At 66.5% G+C, this 14,798-nt stretch carries 16 protein-coding genes; 1 reads left to right on the forward strand and 15 read right to left on the reverse strand.

The features are described 5' to 3' along the window. Nucleotides 1-106 precede the first annotated feature (106 nt). From R5W23_RS15935 to R5W23_RS15985, 11 genes are all read right to left on the reverse strand, one after another. The gene (locus R5W23_RS15935; RefSeq protein WP_320687142.1) at nucleotides 107-1,045 is read right to left on the reverse strand and encodes a hypothetical protein; all 939 of its coding nucleotides are present in this window, start codon (nucleotides 1,043-1,045) and stop codon (nucleotides 107-109) included. 67 nt (nucleotides 1,046-1,112) lie between these two features. After that, on the reverse strand, nucleotides 1,113-1,577 hold the full coding sequence (locus tag R5W23_RS15940) for a hypothetical protein (RefSeq protein WP_320687143.1): 465 nt from the start codon (nucleotides 1,575-1,577) through the stop codon (nucleotides 1,113-1,115). Nucleotides 1,578-1,645: 68 nt separating this feature from the next. Then, complete coding sequence (locus tag R5W23_RS15945) at nucleotides 1,646-1,939, reverse strand: hypothetical protein (protein WP_320687144.1); 294 nt, start codon at nucleotides 1,937-1,939, stop codon at nucleotides 1,646-1,648. A 190-nt stretch (nucleotides 1,940-2,129) separates the two neighbouring features. After that, entirely contained in the window at nucleotides 2,130-2,720 is a 591-nt protein-coding gene (locus tag R5W23_RS15950; RefSeq protein ID WP_320687145.1) for an SMI1/KNR4 family protein, read from the reverse strand. Nucleotides 2,721-2,831: 111 nt separating this feature from the next. Then, the gene (locus tag R5W23_RS15955; RefSeq protein WP_320687146.1) at nucleotides 2,832-3,179 is read right to left on the reverse strand and encodes a hypothetical protein; all 348 of its coding nucleotides are present in this window, start codon (nucleotides 3,177-3,179) and stop codon (nucleotides 2,832-2,834) included. Between the two features lie 99 nt (nucleotides 3,180-3,278). Beyond that, entirely contained in the window at nucleotides 3,279-3,686 is a 408-nt protein-coding gene (locus R5W23_RS15960; RefSeq protein ID WP_320687147.1) for an ankyrin repeat domain-containing protein, read from the reverse strand. A gap of 124 nt (nucleotides 3,687-3,810) precedes the next feature. After that, complete coding sequence (locus R5W23_RS15965) at nucleotides 3,811-5,607, reverse strand: retroviral-like aspartic protease family protein (protein ID WP_320687148.1); 1,797 nt, start codon at nucleotides 5,605-5,607, stop codon at nucleotides 3,811-3,813. 143 nt (nucleotides 5,608-5,750) lie between these two features. Further along, nucleotides 5,751-6,029 (reverse strand): hypothetical protein, encoded by a 279-nt coding sequence (locus R5W23_RS15970; RefSeq protein WP_320687149.1) that lies wholly within the window; start codon nucleotides 6,027-6,029, stop codon nucleotides 5,751-5,753. Between the two features lie 170 nt (nucleotides 6,030-6,199). Beyond that, entirely contained in the window at nucleotides 6,200-7,435 is a 1,236-nt protein-coding gene (locus R5W23_RS15975; RefSeq protein ID WP_320687150.1) for a TlpA family protein disulfide reductase, read from the reverse strand. 71 nt (nucleotides 7,436-7,506) lie between these two features. Further along, entirely contained in the window at nucleotides 7,507-7,929 is a 423-nt protein-coding gene (locus tag R5W23_RS15980; protein WP_261189406.1) for a hypothetical protein, read from the reverse strand. A gap of 690 nt (nucleotides 7,930-8,619) precedes the next feature. Further along, a complete protein-coding gene (locus R5W23_RS15985) occupies nucleotides 8,620-8,781 on the reverse strand; it encodes a hypothetical protein (RefSeq protein ID WP_261189405.1) in 162 nt (53 codons plus the stop codon). 284 nt (nucleotides 8,782-9,065) lie between these two features. Here R5W23_RS15985 and R5W23_RS15990 point away from each other — a divergent pair, with 284 nt between their 5' ends. Next, on the forward strand, nucleotides 9,066-9,392 hold the full coding sequence (locus R5W23_RS15990; protein WP_320687151.1) for a hypothetical protein: 327 nt from the start codon (nucleotides 9,066-9,068) through the stop codon (nucleotides 9,390-9,392). A gap of 1,285 nt (nucleotides 9,393-10,677) precedes the next feature. On the opposite strand, the gene R5W23_RS15995 is transcribed toward R5W23_RS15990, so the two are convergent. The 4 genes from R5W23_RS15995 to R5W23_RS16010 all read right to left on the reverse strand — a co-directional run bounded on the left by R5W23_RS15995 (nucleotide 10,678) and on the right by R5W23_RS16010 (nucleotide 14,502). Then, complete coding sequence (locus tag R5W23_RS15995; protein ID WP_320687152.1) at nucleotides 10,678-11,172, reverse strand: pyridoxamine 5'-phosphate oxidase family protein; 495 nt, start codon at nucleotides 11,170-11,172, stop codon at nucleotides 10,678-10,680. A 305-nt stretch (nucleotides 11,173-11,477) separates the two neighbouring features. Beyond that, a complete protein-coding gene (locus R5W23_RS16000; RefSeq protein WP_320687153.1) occupies nucleotides 11,478-11,972 on the reverse strand; it encodes a hypothetical protein in 495 nt (164 codons plus the stop codon). 19 nt (nucleotides 11,973-11,991) lie between these two features. Continuing rightward, entirely contained in the window at nucleotides 11,992-13,839 is a 1,848-nt protein-coding gene (locus R5W23_RS16005) for a serine/threonine-protein kinase (protein WP_320687154.1), read from the reverse strand. A gap of 63 nt (nucleotides 13,840-13,902) precedes the next feature. Then, nucleotides 13,903-14,502, reverse strand: coding sequence for an RNA polymerase sigma factor (locus tag R5W23_RS16010; protein WP_320687155.1), 600 nt, complete (start codon nucleotides 14,500-14,502; stop codon nucleotides 13,903-13,905). Between the last annotated feature and the right edge of the window lie 296 nt (nucleotides 14,503-14,798).

Genomic DNA, 14,798 nt, shown 5'->3' on the forward strand with positions numbered 1-14,798 from the left:
GGACGCCCACCGGCCCGGTCCGCGTTAGTGGGTCATGAAGTCCCAGCACGCGGCGCGGCGGCGCGCGTCAGGTGCCGCGCCCAAGTTCGGCCGGGCGCCCCGCCCCTTAGCGCCCCGCGAACTCCTGAGTCAACGCCACCAGCGTCCGCTTCACGTCCTCCAAGGTGCCGACGGCGATGAACATGCGGAAGCGGTACTCGTCGGCGGCAATCCCCTTGTCGTTCCGAACCCGGAAGACGCAGTTCCACTTGACCACCTTCTCCTCCTTGAACCGGAAGCGGCCGTAGCCCGCCGACTTGTGGCCGATCGACGGCTGGTCCGGGGAGAACACGCCCATCGCATGGGTCTTGCTCTCGGTCGCGAAGACGACCGGGAACTCCTGCTCGCCGGGGCCGTCGCTCAGCTCCTCCAGTTTGCCGGAGTCCGGTCGGAACGTCCAGAACGAGGCGAACTCGGGGGGCATGTACCCCGTCAGCGCCTCGAACTGCGCGTAGGTGTGCCGCTCGCCCTTTGGAACCGAGAACGTGACCTCGTACTCGATGGCGTGGGCGAGCGCCTTGTGCCCGATGCGGACGCGCTTCGCGACGAGGTGATCCGACAGCACCTTGTCGTTGAGAGCCGGGCGGCCGAAGGACTTCTCGCCGGGGGCGAGCCAGAACGCCATCTGCGTTGTCGTTTTCAGTTCGGCCCCCTCGGCCCGGAGCCGCAGCAACCGGCTGGAGGTCTTCTCCCCGGTGCCGTCCGCCCGCGAGCCCGCTTCCGTTGGGTTGTAGCGCTCGGCCCAGAACTCACCCGCGGCCGCGCGGTCGAAACTGGCGGCCGACTGGAGCTGTCGCCCGTGGTCGTGGCTGTCGATGAACTCCTTGCCGCCCCACGTCAGCGAGTGAATCGCTCCGGCGAGGCGGTTGGTGGTGGTGATGACGATCTCGGACGAACCGGCCATGCCCCTGACGGACGCATTACCGCTGGGGGCACGGCGTGGCTCGTCGGCCGAGACGACCCAGCCGGCGAAAAGCGCCGCACCGACGACAAGGCTACGGATCATAAGGAACTTCTCCGGACCGAACGCCCCGCTCAGCAGCCGCGGGGGTGAGTGAGCTATGAACCCAGAATCAGCTACTGCCCCCGCGGTCTGCTGCGGCGGATGGTTCGGCCGGCTCGGGGCCGTCGTCGGTGGCGAACTCGTACCCCAGCACCTCGGCCAATTTGCGGCCCAACTCCCGGCACGCCGGCTCCGCCCCCGGCGGCTCGTAGTGCAGGTCCAGCGAGGCGGTATCTGGGGTCATGTAGAACCGGACACCGGCCGCACCCGGCCCAGCCGCGTCGGCCACCGACACCAGCACTGTCCGGCCCCGTAAGGCACGTTCGGCCGCCAGGATGACGGGCGGCCCCTCATGCTTTTCCCACGCCGCGATCCGTGCGTCCACCCACCGGTCGCCCTCGGTCCAGTCAATGACCACCCGCCGGTACGCTGCGGCGACTCGGCGGAGTATCTCGTGCTGGTCGAGTGTCGGGCCGTGCGGCCAGTTGGGCATACCGACACTGTCGCCCGACTCCCAGCCAGACCACTCGCCCATCGGTCGCGTCTCCAGGGCCGAATAACAAGCCCACCCGCACCGCTATCACTGGACGAGCGGTGCCCGCATCAGCCGGCGGTGTCCGGTGCGGCGCCGGGTTCGGCTGGCGGCGATTGATGCCCACGCGACCGGGCGCACAGCCAAGCAATTCCAACGACCGTCAGGAGCCCGAGCAGCATGTCTGCGAGCAAGAAGCGCACATCGAAATGCTCAAAGCGGCCGAAGGCGCCCCACGCAAATGTAAACGGAAACCCGGCGTGCCACCAGAACCCGCCCAGACCCGAGGTCGAGGGCCAGTTGGCGAAGATCCAGAACAACGACAGGGCGACGCACCAGCGGGTGAAGACGCGCTTCGGGACCATCGGAACCCCCGCAGCCGAACTGACCGCTCACCTGCTGCGCGATCGAAACCAGCCGGTAAGCGATGGGACAGAAACTGCGCGCCCGGGGCCGGTGTAGCGACCGGTTCGGCGTGCCTTTACTCGTCGTCGGATACCCTTAATTGGTATCACACCAACCGCGAAGCTGTGCGGCGACCGGTTCAGCGTGCCTTTACTCGTCGTCGGTTGGGACCAGCCGCTCGACAAACTCGTTGAAGCCCCGCGCCAGCAAGTAGAGGCTCTCGTACCCGTCCGGCTTGGCCGGGAGTTGGCCGGCGCGACGCCGGGCCAAGTACGCCTCGATCTGCGGGTGCAGGCCGGGGAACATCCGGGTGAACTCGTCGTCCGCCCAGAGTGCGCGCTGGTCACGGTCGAAGAAGTACACATGCCCGTCGTCCCGCCCGCCGCACCGGACCACGACCATGCACCCGTTCGCGCCGCCAGCCGCGACCGCCACGAAGTCGGGAGCGCCGCCGACCGAACCGGTGGCCCAGCGGACATCGTATACCTCGTACTCCGGGACCATCCGGCCGTAGAACAGGTCGATCCAAGCGCCGGTGCCGAGCGGGGTCAGCGGCTCCAAGAAGTCGCACGTGGCGCTGCCACTCCACCCGCCAAACGCCAGCAAGAATTGCCGATATTCGGCGGGGAGCCGTAGCCCGTACTCGCGCTCGAACTCGGTGACCCACTCTTCGGTGACCGGCAACTGCCAGTCGGCCGGTTTGTACCGGAGTGCGTCGAGCTTCGCGCGAATAGCTTCCACGTGCCGGTACCCTCCGCCGCCGAACGACTCAGGGCAACGGCGGGGCGGCACCCGACGAGCTGTGGTCACCCAAGAACCTATTGTGCCGCCCCGTCTGCTTCGGTCTCTGGACTACATGCCCAGCACCGAGACGCACTCGTGGTCGTCGAGTTGCCCCCGCAGCCAGGCCGCCAGCTCGCCGGCCAGCGCCCCGAACGCCCGGTCGGCTGACGCGGCGGCCTCGCTGCCCAGGTCGGGGATGACCCGCTCCCACGTCGTCCGCCCGACGGCTACGAACGAGTAGTGGTCGAACTCCGGCACGTGCCGGGCGATGACCGGCTCGATCAGCCCGAACACGTCCTCGGCCAGGAACACCGACCCGGCGTTCCAGCACCGGCCGCGGTACGGGCCGGGCAGGAACTCGAAGTAGCAGGTGCCGGACAACTCGGCCGTGTCGCGGATCAAGCGGATCGGACTCACTGGCGAATCTCCACCAACCCGGCTCGACGCCGCCGAACTTGCAGCTCACCTGCACCGTCCTCACTGGATGAACGGTGCGTCCCGAATCAGCCGGTGGTTTCAGGTGCGGCGCCGGTTTCGGCCCGCTTGGGCTGCCTCCAGCAGCGACCACGCCTCATGGTTGTGGTACGTCGCCGCCAGCTCAAATGCTCGCGCAGTCGGCTCTGCCCCAAACGCCAGTAGTAACTCGACCAGTTCGGTTGACGCGGCCTCGGGTGGCACACCGGTCTGACTCGCTGCGTCGCTCTCGATGTCGATGGCGTGGACCAGTGGCGTCCACCCCTGGCCGACATCACGGTTGACATCCGCTCCGGCCGCGATGAGCCGGCGGGCGATCTCGGCCCGCTGGTGCTCCAGAGCCTGGAACAACGGGGGCCGGTGCGGTTCATCCATCGCATTCGGGTCCACTCCCGAACGGATCAGCGCGACCACCGCATCTCGGTCGTCGTGCCAAATGGCTTCTGTCATCCGCATCGCGTCTACGCCGATCCGAGCCTCGTGTTGCCGAACATACAACCACCTGCACCGGCATCACCGGATCGCAATAGGAGCAAAGCATTAGTCGACCGGCCCGAACCATTTTTGGTTAAAGTCACTTCTCGCGGCGGAACTCCAACAGAAGGCGTCCGCTGTCGGCCGGGGCTTTGAAGTCGTCTGGCATCCCTTTGACGGCTGTTGCCGGGTCCAAGCACAGACACACCGTGAGCCGGCCGTCGGCGACCTTCAGCAGGCCGATCGCCTGATAGTTCAACTCCTTGCCCAGCTCCTCTTCGGGGTTGAAGAACCACATCGCGTGACCGTTCTTGGCGGGCAGAACGTGGACGCCGAAGCGGTACCGCTTCTCTCCGTCGGTCAGGTGGAGGGCGCGGTCTTTGAACTCCAGCCGGGGCGGGGCCTTCGGGTCGATCTTCCGCCCGCGTCCGTCCTCCTGCCCGCTGGTCGCCACCCACCGCCCCTCGACTTCGGGCCACAGACCGGCACGCGGCGTGCGGAGGTACAGCGTTCTCGCGGAGTAGTCGATCACTGCGGCGTAGACGCGCAGGTGCGCGTGACCCAGGAGCCCGTCGATCGGCCGCGACTTGCGGCGTTGGACCAGTGCGTTGTTCATGGCGGTGAGGTCGAACGCGGCAAACGTGATCGTGTCGGCCGTGGTTCTCGTATCGAAGTCGCCGATCGACAGACCGCGGAGGGGAACTTCAACGCCATCCTGCTCGCCCCCGGTGCCTACCGCGATGACCTCCCTTTTGGGTTTCAGGCCTAACTTCTTGACCGCGCTCGCGTCCAGTGCGGAAACCTCGGCACCCGTATCGAGGAGGAGGCGGACGCTTTCGGTTCCGCACGTGCACCCGACGATAAAGCCCCATCCCCCTTGCTCTTCGGTGAGCGGAACGGCGACGTAGCTCTTCTTTTCTAGCCCGGCGCGCAACGGATCGAGGGCCGCGACCGGCGGACCGACCGGCAATGGCTTATCGCGCTGGAACTCCAGGAGGAGGTGGCCGCTCCCGGCCGCGGTCTTGAAGTCGTCCGGGAACTCCTCGCCTTTCTTGGCCTTCGACGGGTCGAGACAGAGGCAGACCGTTAGCTTGCCGCCCGACACCTTCAACAACCCGCCGGCCTCGTACTTCAACTCTTTGGCGAGTTCCTTTTCGGGATCGAAGAAGACCAGCGTGTAACGATCCGACTCCGGTCGGACGTGGACGCCGAAGCGGTACCGCTTCTCTCCGTCGGTCAGGTGGAGGGCGCGGTCTTTGAACTCCAGCCGGGGCGGGGCCTTCGGGTCGATCTTCCGCCCGCGTCCGTCCTCCTGCCCGCTGGTCCCTACCCACCGCCCCTCGACCTCGGGCCACAGCGTGTTGAGCGGCGTGCGGAGGTAGAGGGTGCGGTTGGGGTAGTCGATCACCGCCGAACCCAGCCTCAAGGCTCCGTCGCCGAGGAGCCCGTCGATCCGCCCGTGTTTGCGCCGGTCCCGAGCGGCGTTGAGGGTCGAAAGATCAACGGATCGGAGGGGGAGCGCGTGGGCCATAGTCCTCGTATCGAAGTCGCCGAACCGCAGGCCCCGGAGGGAAACTTCATGGCCCGTTTGGACGCCTCCGATGCCGACGAACTTGACCTCGTCTCCGTGCCTCAGGCCCAGCTTTTTCACGACGGCCGCGTCCAGTGACGACGACTCCGCGCCCGTGTCGAGGAGCAGGCGACACGTTTCGGTTTCGATCCGACACTCGACCGTGAACTGCCCTTCCTCCTCGGCCAGCGGGACGGCGACGTAACCCTTCTTTTCCAGCAACTGCCGGAAGGGATCAGCCTTCGGATGATCTACCGGTTTCGGTCGCCCGTCCGCCGTCGCGGACAGAGAGATGGCCAGTACGACGAGCGTCCATGCGCGATTCATGCGGCGTCCATCTTTCGAGTGAGTGCTCGGGGCGGAGGGGCGGCCCCGGGCGAGTGGGAGCGACGGCAGCTCGATCCGTACTTGAGCTTCACCCCGGCTCGACGCCGCCGAACAGACACCTCACCGGCACCGCCATCATACCGTCAGCGGTGCGTCACAAGTCCGACGGCGGTGTCCGGTGCCGCGCCGGGTTCGGCGTCCGACGCCCCGGTGATGTCCCGCAGAAACGCCCGGCAGGCGGCGGCCTCGATCGCGAACTCCTGCAGCCCGGTCCGGCACCCCCGCTCGCTGTAGTACACCTGCCACACGTCACCGACCCGCCCGATCGTGTACGCCTCGTTGGGCAGACCACCCGTCAGACAGTACGCGGACGCCGGGACCCCACGGCGGGCGAGTTCGTGGGCCAGTTCCGCGACAGTCATGTGCCCCTCCGGTGCCCGTACCTCCGTGGCCGAACGTGTTGCTCACCCGCCGCGTGGTGAGCAACACGAATGACACACAACGCACTTCACGCGGTCGTGTGCAGCGCGGGGGGGCGTCCGCGCGGCCGGTGAGGATTGGCGATGCGCGGTTGACACGCCCCCGCCGCCGGTCACTTCGGGGCGTCGGCCTCCGCCTTCTTCACCAGTTCGTCGAGCAGTCCATCCAGCTCCGGGCCGCGGACCGCCTTCGCCCGGATCACCCCGGCATGGTCGATTACGTACACCGTCGGCCAGCTGCTCACGTTCCACGCCCGTGGAACCTCGCCGGCGTTCCCCTTCGGCCCGCACCAGAACGACCGCCACGGCAGCTTAAGCCCCTCGACCACGGCCTTCGCCGCGTCCCGGTCCTCGTCGACGTTGGCCCCGACCGCCGCGAACGGCCGCCCGGTGAACCGCGCAACCAGCTTCAGCTCCTGCCGCGCGAACACGTGGCACGGCCCACACCGACTGTGCCAGAACGTCAGTACCGCCACCTTGCCGCGGTAGTCGCTCAGCTTCATCGCCCGGCCGTCGAGGTCCTTGCCGACGACCTCCGGCGCCTTCTTCCCGACCGCCAGGTGGCGGACCTCGTACGCCTCCTCCCTGGCCCGCTCCACGATCGACACGCCGCGGTGCAGCTCGCCGGGCACCTGCTTCGCGACCAGCTGGTCGAGGATGTCCAGCGCCTCGACCTCGAGCTTGGCCGCGTCCCGCTTGCGGACCTTGGAGATGAAGTCCCGGCTGTACCGCCGGGCGATCGACGGGTCGGACATCCGGGCGACCTCGGCCTTATCCTTCAGGTGCACGGCCAGTGCGAACTGCAGCAAGGCCCGCTCCTTCGGGGCCCTAGCCGGCTCGGCGAGGAGGCCGCGGATGATCGGCTCGCGGAAATCGTCGCACCCCCCACCCCACCCAAATTGGGCCCAGCTCAGCACGATCGGGTTGGACAGGTGGTGCCGGCCCATCAGGGCGCCGGCCTCCTCCCGGTCGTCGCTGCCGCCGTGCATCGTTGCAAAGGCCAGCCCCATGTACACCTGCGGGTCTGCGGCGTGCTCACGCAGCAGCGGCATGAGGGCGCGGGCCGCGGCGCGGTCGGCCGTCCTCAACTCCTCGCCCGCGTCGGCCGCCCACTTGTCGACCGCGTCTTGCTCGGCCGGGGCCTTTGCCTTCCCGTCCCTCGCGGCGTACTCCTCGTACATCTTCCGCTGACGGCCCTTCTGGGCTTTGACCGCCGCCTCGATTTCGGCGACCCACGCCGGCTGGTCGCGTGGGGGTGAGCTCGCGGGGGGTGTCGGGGGATCGGCCAAGGTGGGGTTGAGGAGCAAGCTGACGCCGCAGAACACCGCCCCAAACAACACGCACCTCATGGTCAACCCTTCGGTGGCCGAACAATAAGCTCACCTGCACCGCTACCTCCAAGGGAGCGGTGCGTCACAAGTCAGATGGCGGTGTCAGGTGCAGCGCCGGGTTCGGTCTCGGGCTTCCCGCCCCTAATGCCCTCGGTCCACGCGATGAAATCCGGTGAGCACGGGTTGGGGATGAACAACCCTAAGCCATACCGGGCGCTGACCGCGCCGACGAGGATCTCGGCCCCGAGGAACGCGCGCACCTCCTCGGCAACTGCTTCCGGCAACTCGCCAAGGGTCGTCATCAGGGGGCTTTGGTACTTTGCCCCGCTCTCGTCCTCATCCTTGTACCAACAGGTTCGAAACTCGGCGACACGGCACACGAACGTCTTTACGTCGCGCTGGCGACCCGACCGGAGCAGTTCTATGGCGAACGAGCAGACCGTCTTGCCAACGCGACCGCTCGCCCAATAGAAGCCCATGACCACCACGTCACCAGGGCGAGGTTTGCGCATGGCATTCGCGGCCTGCGTAGGAGTGGCCTTCTGCGGCCGAACTTGTGTTTAGTGTGCGAGACTTCACCCAATAACACGGGACCTTGTCGCACCACACAACACGCACTTGAGGCTAAATTCGGCACGATACAGTACCGTTGTTGCGCAAAGTATACATTTGCAATATGCGCAACAACAAGGTAACAGGTCCGTGCGATACGCACGTCGCCAGAGCATTGTGACAGCTTGAATGCGATTAGACCAGCGCATCGCCACGGCGCCAAGTCTCCCGAACCTCATTTTGCCGCACTCGGTTTCACTATCGCCCCGCCGACGGGCTATCGCACGCGGGCCGTGCTCAGCCCGAGTTCGTGTCTGGGTGGCTTGCGTCTCGCTGTCGGCGTCGTGGTGCGCTTCGCCCCGCCGCGGCCCGCAGATTGCCCGCGCACCCGCAAGAAGTGACCCACCCGGCTGCGGCACACGCTTGGCTCGACCGGCGGGGCGCTGAACAATTCCCGCCCCCCGACGTGCTGTGTAACAATTTCTACCGCAGTCGCCACTCTCTTACCTGAGTGCCCCAGGTTACTTATCCCGTCAAGCTTGCCCTGGTGTATCGCATGTTGGCCCCCACCTGTGAGCCATTACCCGGAGCGCCACCGCCACTCGTTCGGAAAGTCGGTATGCCTCCACCGCGGTCGTAGTGGGTGCGGGTTAGATCGGACGTCTCGCGCTCATCAGCGCGAAGATGCCGAGCAGCAAGCTTCCGAAGAACACCACGAGGCCATAGGTCGTTAGCTCGGAACCGGCCGCGCCGAATGCTACCGGTGCGGCCACGAGCGCCATTAACAGGAATACCCGTACCCATCGACGCATAACACCCCTCCGTCGCGCTTGTCGCGAAAGACTGCCGGGCAGAAGTCATCGGGTCAGTAGGTCATAGAGTCACAAGGCGCTGCCCCTACAGCATTTGTGACTTTGCGACTTCCGACGGGCGGACTTTTGACCGGAAGTTCTGAGCCTTCTGAACGAAGGCACCTTTCGGGCCGTTCAGCGATTTCGGAACGTACCGCCGCAGTCCGGTTGCCGGCCTCGAACGTGCAGGGTTTTACGCCCCATCCGCACCGCCAGACCGGCGTCGGACTCAAAGGGGGGAAACGATGTCAACTGGGGAGCGACGCTCGGTCGTCGGGGTGTTCGATCTGTGCGAGCGGGCCGAGCGGGCGGCCGCGCAACTGGTGTCGGACGGGTACGGCGAGGAGCACGTTCGGGTCGTCGAGCCTGGGGCGCCGGATGGCGTCGCCGATCTGGTCGCGGGCGGCACGACGGCCGAAGCCGGGACGTACTACGCGAGCGAGACGACGGCCGGGCGGTGGTTAGTCGTCGTGTCATGTCGCCCGGAGCTGGTGGCAGGGGTGCTGAGCGCGTTCGGGCGAAACTGCGGATCGGTTTGCATTCCGCCCGCGGTTCGCGACGGCACGGACTGACACCAACTCCGACTGGCCCGGGATCCGTGCCCGGTAGCGCTATGAGCCTTTCACGCATCGAAGCGGGAAATCGGCGCCACGGGAACGCGACACGGACTGGGAGTGATCCCGGTTCGCGTCGCGTGCAAACTTCTGTCCACTTCGCGAATTCCCGACCGCGGTTTTCTGCACCCTCTGACATGTCGGGGGCTAAGATAATAGTATTTATGTCCCCTCGACGTGATGCCCGAGCTGCGAGGTCGGGCGGCGGGCCGGGGACGACTACAACCCCAGCCCGCGCTCTTTTCACAGCGCGGCGGGTCGAAGACTCGCATGGCCAAGTCGCTTTCGCTGCGAGGGATGCCGAGATCGCGGATCGGGTGGAGAGCGATGCGGGCGGCTGTGGTACGCGGCGCGTCAAAACGCGCCAGGAGAGCCGTCGTTTCACGTTCCAGGTGGGAGCCGACTCGGCACCAACTCCGGGCCACTCCTGTGCCGTTTGGCTCAGAAACGACGGCGGAATGGTGAAAGGTCGCAGATTCGTTTCGGCCTACACGCAATTTGTATTCAGAAAGCAGTTTTTGACAGGATCGACAGGATGAACAGGATTTCAATTCAATCAGCCTTTATCCGGTGAATCCTGTCGATCCTGTCAAAAACTGCTTGGCTTAGCCATTGCGTGTTGGTGCGCCCCGCCCGCGTCGCCCGTTCAGGCACACACCAGTGAGCGCCCCTCCGCAGCATCAAACCCGGGGCTATCTGAGAGCGCAACCTTCTCCGGTTGCGCATTTCCGGGTTAAACGGGCCGGCGCCACGTTTGGGCGTGCGGTGCCATCAGTTAGATATGCGAACTGTTTCTGCCAATCGCCGCCGCCTTCTTACGGACGGCTCCGTCGCTTCTCGCTTGCTACGCACCGCAACGAGACCTCGCGCCGCACCGGCGGGCACCTCAACTGGGGTGCAGACGGGACATTTGCTGGCGTCCCGCTACCGCCTGACGGGCGGTTCGCTGGGTGCCAGCTACCACGGTTCACGCGCGTTGAGACAGGGATTGCGGGCGACTTTTATCAGGCCGCCGTATCGAATGGTGAGCCGTAACGTGTTGCGAAATGGCCCCTTGTGTCGAAGGCGTGTCTTTAGGAGCGGCTGCGCATCTCGGGTCCGGGCGTGGGTCCAGATGCTCCGACCGCTGCGGCCTTGGTAGCGGAAACGTTCGGCACTGCCGTTATGGGGAATAAGGGTGCGGAAATACCCAGCGTACCGATTACCCGTTCGGCGGCGCCGTGAGCACAAGGGGCGCTACCGACTACAGCGAGACCTTACCGTGGACCTTCGGATCGTTTCCGACCTCGGGGCGCGAGCCGGTGATCAGCGCGCGGCCGGCTTCGATCAGGTATTTCACCCCGCTGGTGCCGCTGTTGTCCCAGTACTCGCCGGCCTTGCCGTCCACACGGAGCAGCACGATGTTAGGGTCGTCCTTGCCGCCCGGAAACCAGACCTTCCACTCGGCCTTCCAGAGCCGCGACACCTTCTCGCGGTCCTCGACCGGGGCCGCGGTTCCGCTCAGCGAAACGAACTTGGTGCGCGACTGCATCGTCACGACGACGTGCCCGTCCCGCGCGAGTTCGTCCATCTTCCCGGAGTGCCGGTCGGTGGCGAACCAGAGCGTTCCGTCCGCTTCGACCGCGGCGAGGGCCATCGGGCGGCCGTGCAACTGGCCGTCGGCGGCACGAGTGACCAGCATTGCGAGGCCGAACTCTTCGAGCAGTTCCCGGAGCTTGTTGTCGGGTGTGGTGGCCATAACGAGTGCCCGTGTGGGGTGTCCGCCGTCATGGCGGACAAGATGGGATGTGGCACCGCAAATCCCGGGCCGCGGCGCGTCAGTGCGGAGCCGCCGCGGGGCGCCAGCGGTGCGGCTCTGTGTTCAGGCATTGAGGTGACGTGATTGATGAACAGACTGTGGCCGAGTGACTGGCCGCTTCCTGCGCTCCGTGGTTGACAACCCATGAGGCTGCCAACCACAGACACGCGATCAGTGTCCGCAGTCGCGACGGTTTGTACGCGCGAGCGAACCGCCCCCCGTCGTGTAGCGCCGATTGTGACCGATTACGGAACCGTCACCGTCTTAACGAACTGAACTCCGGTGGCGGCGTCCGTGATGGTGACCGTGTACGTCCCGTTCGGGAGATCGGGAGACGTGTACGTGTTGGTTCCCGCGGGGAGGGTGTTCGTTTGGTTCACCTCGATCGCCTGGGTCGCGTTGTTTTGGATGACGAGGGTCAACGTTTCACCGGCCGAGGCGTAGCCCGTGATGGTGATCTTATTTCCCGAGGCAGAGATGAGTGGGGTCGCCTTTGTCAGTAAGTCCGCCGTAGTTCCGTCCGGGAACACCATCATTGAGAGTTCCGTAGACGACGAACTGGCCCGGAAGTATCCGTCGGCGTTCGTCTCGAAGCTGAACTCCTGCGGGTGCGCGGTCGCGTTGTCGCGGGGCCGGATCTCGACCCGGAACTTCGTCCGCTTGATGTGGCCGGACCGGGGTGCCGGTTTGGCCGCGGTCGGGGCGGCGCCCGTGGTGCGATCGGGCTCTTTTGAAAGCATCACTGTCTCCGTTAATTCGTTAAGACTGCTGGGGAAACGGGACGACGCGCAACTTGCGGACGGTGATTCGCCCGCCGACGACGAACACGCCGAGCCGGGGCGCGAGGTTCTCACGCAACATCGATCCGAGGCCCGGGTGTGTGCGATCGACCGACTGGGACGCGTTAGCGCGGTGCTCCGCGATCGGCATCGTGAGTTCGCGCCGGGGCGGCCCCTCCCACACCAACCGGACCACGTCCGGCGTGAGGTGGAACCGCAAGGTTCGGAACGGCAACGGTCGTGGGGCGCCTTGGACCGACGGGTACTCGCGCTCGTCCGCGCTGTGCAACAGGAACGGCGGCGGCACCCCGTCGGCACCGGGTGCCAGTTCCGAATACCGAACGCTCCCGAGCGCGACCACCGGCATGGGCTCGTTGTCGTCAAAGGTCGTGTACTCCAGGAAGTGGTGGATCAGCTTCTCGTGCTCCACCCGCGCGGCCGCGAAAAACAGTCCCAGGCAGGAGTGCTGGACCGGCCCCATGTCGGAGAAATCGTGCCGCACTTCGAGCACCACTTCGCACCCGGCGGCGGGCAGCGTCGGCAGCAGTTCGACCAACGCCAACGTGGTGCTGCGGACCACGAGCCCCTCTTCGCTCATGCCCACCTGGGTCGTCCCGGCCCCGGCCCGCAAGTGGTACGGCGGTACCGTCCCGCCGGGGGCGATCAGATCGACCGAGCGCCCGTGCTTCAGGGCGGTGAGGTGCCCGTCCGTGCGCCAGCGGAACCGCCGGTACGGGTCGGACGCCAGGAACGCGACCGGTGCGGCGCACCCCAGCGCCGTACCGCCCACCGCCACCGCCCGGCGGAGCAGGTCGCGCCGCGACGCACCGCCCGCGCGGTGCAGCGCGTCGGCGAGCTGGCCGGCCGACTGGAAGCGCTTCTCCTGTTGCCGCTCCAGGCACTTCCGAACGACCGCGGCGATCGCCTTCGGCACCCCCGGAAGGGGCGGCACCGGGGCGCTCAGTACCAGTTGCCGGAACGTTTCACCGGCCGCCGGTCGGAACGGCCGCTCGCCGGTCAGCAGTTCGAACAGCGTGACGCCCAGGGCCCACACGTCGGCCGGCTTGGCGATCGGGCCGAACGCCGCGTCGAACTGCTCCGGGGCCATGTAGGGCGGGGTTCCCGCGCCGCGCCGTGGCGTGAGCCGGCCGGCGCCCTCGTCGGCCCCGGCGGCGAGCACCGCCGCCAGCCCGAAATCCGCAATCAACGGGACCCCGTGCTCGTCCAACAGCACGTTCGCCGGCTTGAGGTCGCCGTGAATCACGTTGATGCTGTGTGCGTCCTGTACCGCCCGTGCGACCTTCTCCATCAGCGAGGCGACGGCTCGTGGGCCTTCCGCCGTCAGCCGCTGTTGGTGCTCCCGGAGGCTCCCGTTCGGCAGGTAGCTCATCACCAGGTACGGGCCGCAGGCGTCCTGTCCGGCGTCGTAGGCCATCACGACGCTCTTGTGGGCGAACCGGGCCAGCACCTGGCACTCCTGCATGAACCGCTCGACCGACGATCGGTCGGAGCGGCTGCCCGCCTTCAGCACTTTGATCGCGACGTTCTTCTTGAGGTCCAGATTGACGGCCTTATACACGGTACCCATGCCGCCCCCGCCCAGCCGTTTCAGCACCGGGTACTTTCCGATTCGCTCCGGGATCGGGGGCTCCGGGGTCGGGGCGGTGGTGACGGGCGCCATCAGCTCGTCGAACTTCTCGAGCAGGCGGATGCGCTCGGCCAGTTCCGGACGCAACTCAGGTGTTGCGCACAGATCCGCCGCTCCGACCCGCTCTCCACGTGCGCGGCGGTCCTCCCACTCCAGAAGCAGGCGGTCGAGTCGGTTCATGGTGCCCCTCGCTCCGGTACCCACAACTACAAACGACCGGCGGACGGGTTTCCGCAGATTTTTTCAGAATGGGGGCGTCGCGTTGCCGTACAGCCGCATGAAATGCAGCTTCGCGCTGTTCCAGTGCGTGCGAAGGGTCGTCTCGGAAACGTCGAGCTGGTCCGACGCCTCCGCCACCGCGAGCCCGTGGTAGAAGAGCAGGTCGAACAGTTGTCGCTGGTCTTCGGGCAATTTGTCAATGGTTGAGTGGATACTTGTCCATTCGGCCAGTTTGGCCGGGTCGTCCGTCGTTTCGGGGGCGTCTGCGCCCGGGTGCGGCCCGGCCGCGTCCGAACCGGGGGCGGGGAAGTGCTGCGGGCGCCGCTTGTTCGCGAGGTCTTTGAGGTGGTTTCGCATGACCTGGGCCGCGTAACCGAGGAACTTGGCCGAGCTGTCGAACGGCTTGGCCCGAAGCACCGGAATGAGCCGGGTGACGGCCTCGTTTACGACATCGTCGGTATCGAGGTCGCGCGCCGCACCCGGGCGGTTGAGGAGCACACGAGCGAGGCGCTCGAAGCGCTCCCGGCAGCACTCCAGGATCTCGTTGATGGCGTTAACGTCGCCGTTCTTGTGGCGCTGAAGCAGACCGCCGAGTGTGGACGGCGGATCGTTGGACGCGGGCATGGGCGGCCTAGCTGAAAGATCGGGCGAGGCGATTAATGGCCGTAGTGTAAACAGTGATCCCGTTACGAGCAAGTGCTCAGTGCCGCGTTTCAACGACCGGTACGGAAAGCGTTTTGGACGGACTTCTGTCACCGCTCGCCATCCGGTTTCGCGCGAAGTTCGTAATTTTCGGCCGCCCGGCCGTTCGGTATTTCAGGCCCGGCGCGGGAATTCGATGTGGCCGAAGCACACGCCGGCCCGGCCGCCGGCCCGCTTCGCGTTAGCGGCGCCGGCGGGCGACCGTTAACGCGGGGCCA

It is taken from the genome of Gemmata algarum (assembly GCF_034097035.1).
Taxonomy (GTDB): Bacteria; Planctomycetota; Planctomycetia; order Gemmatales; family Gemmataceae; genus Gemmata; species Gemmata algarum.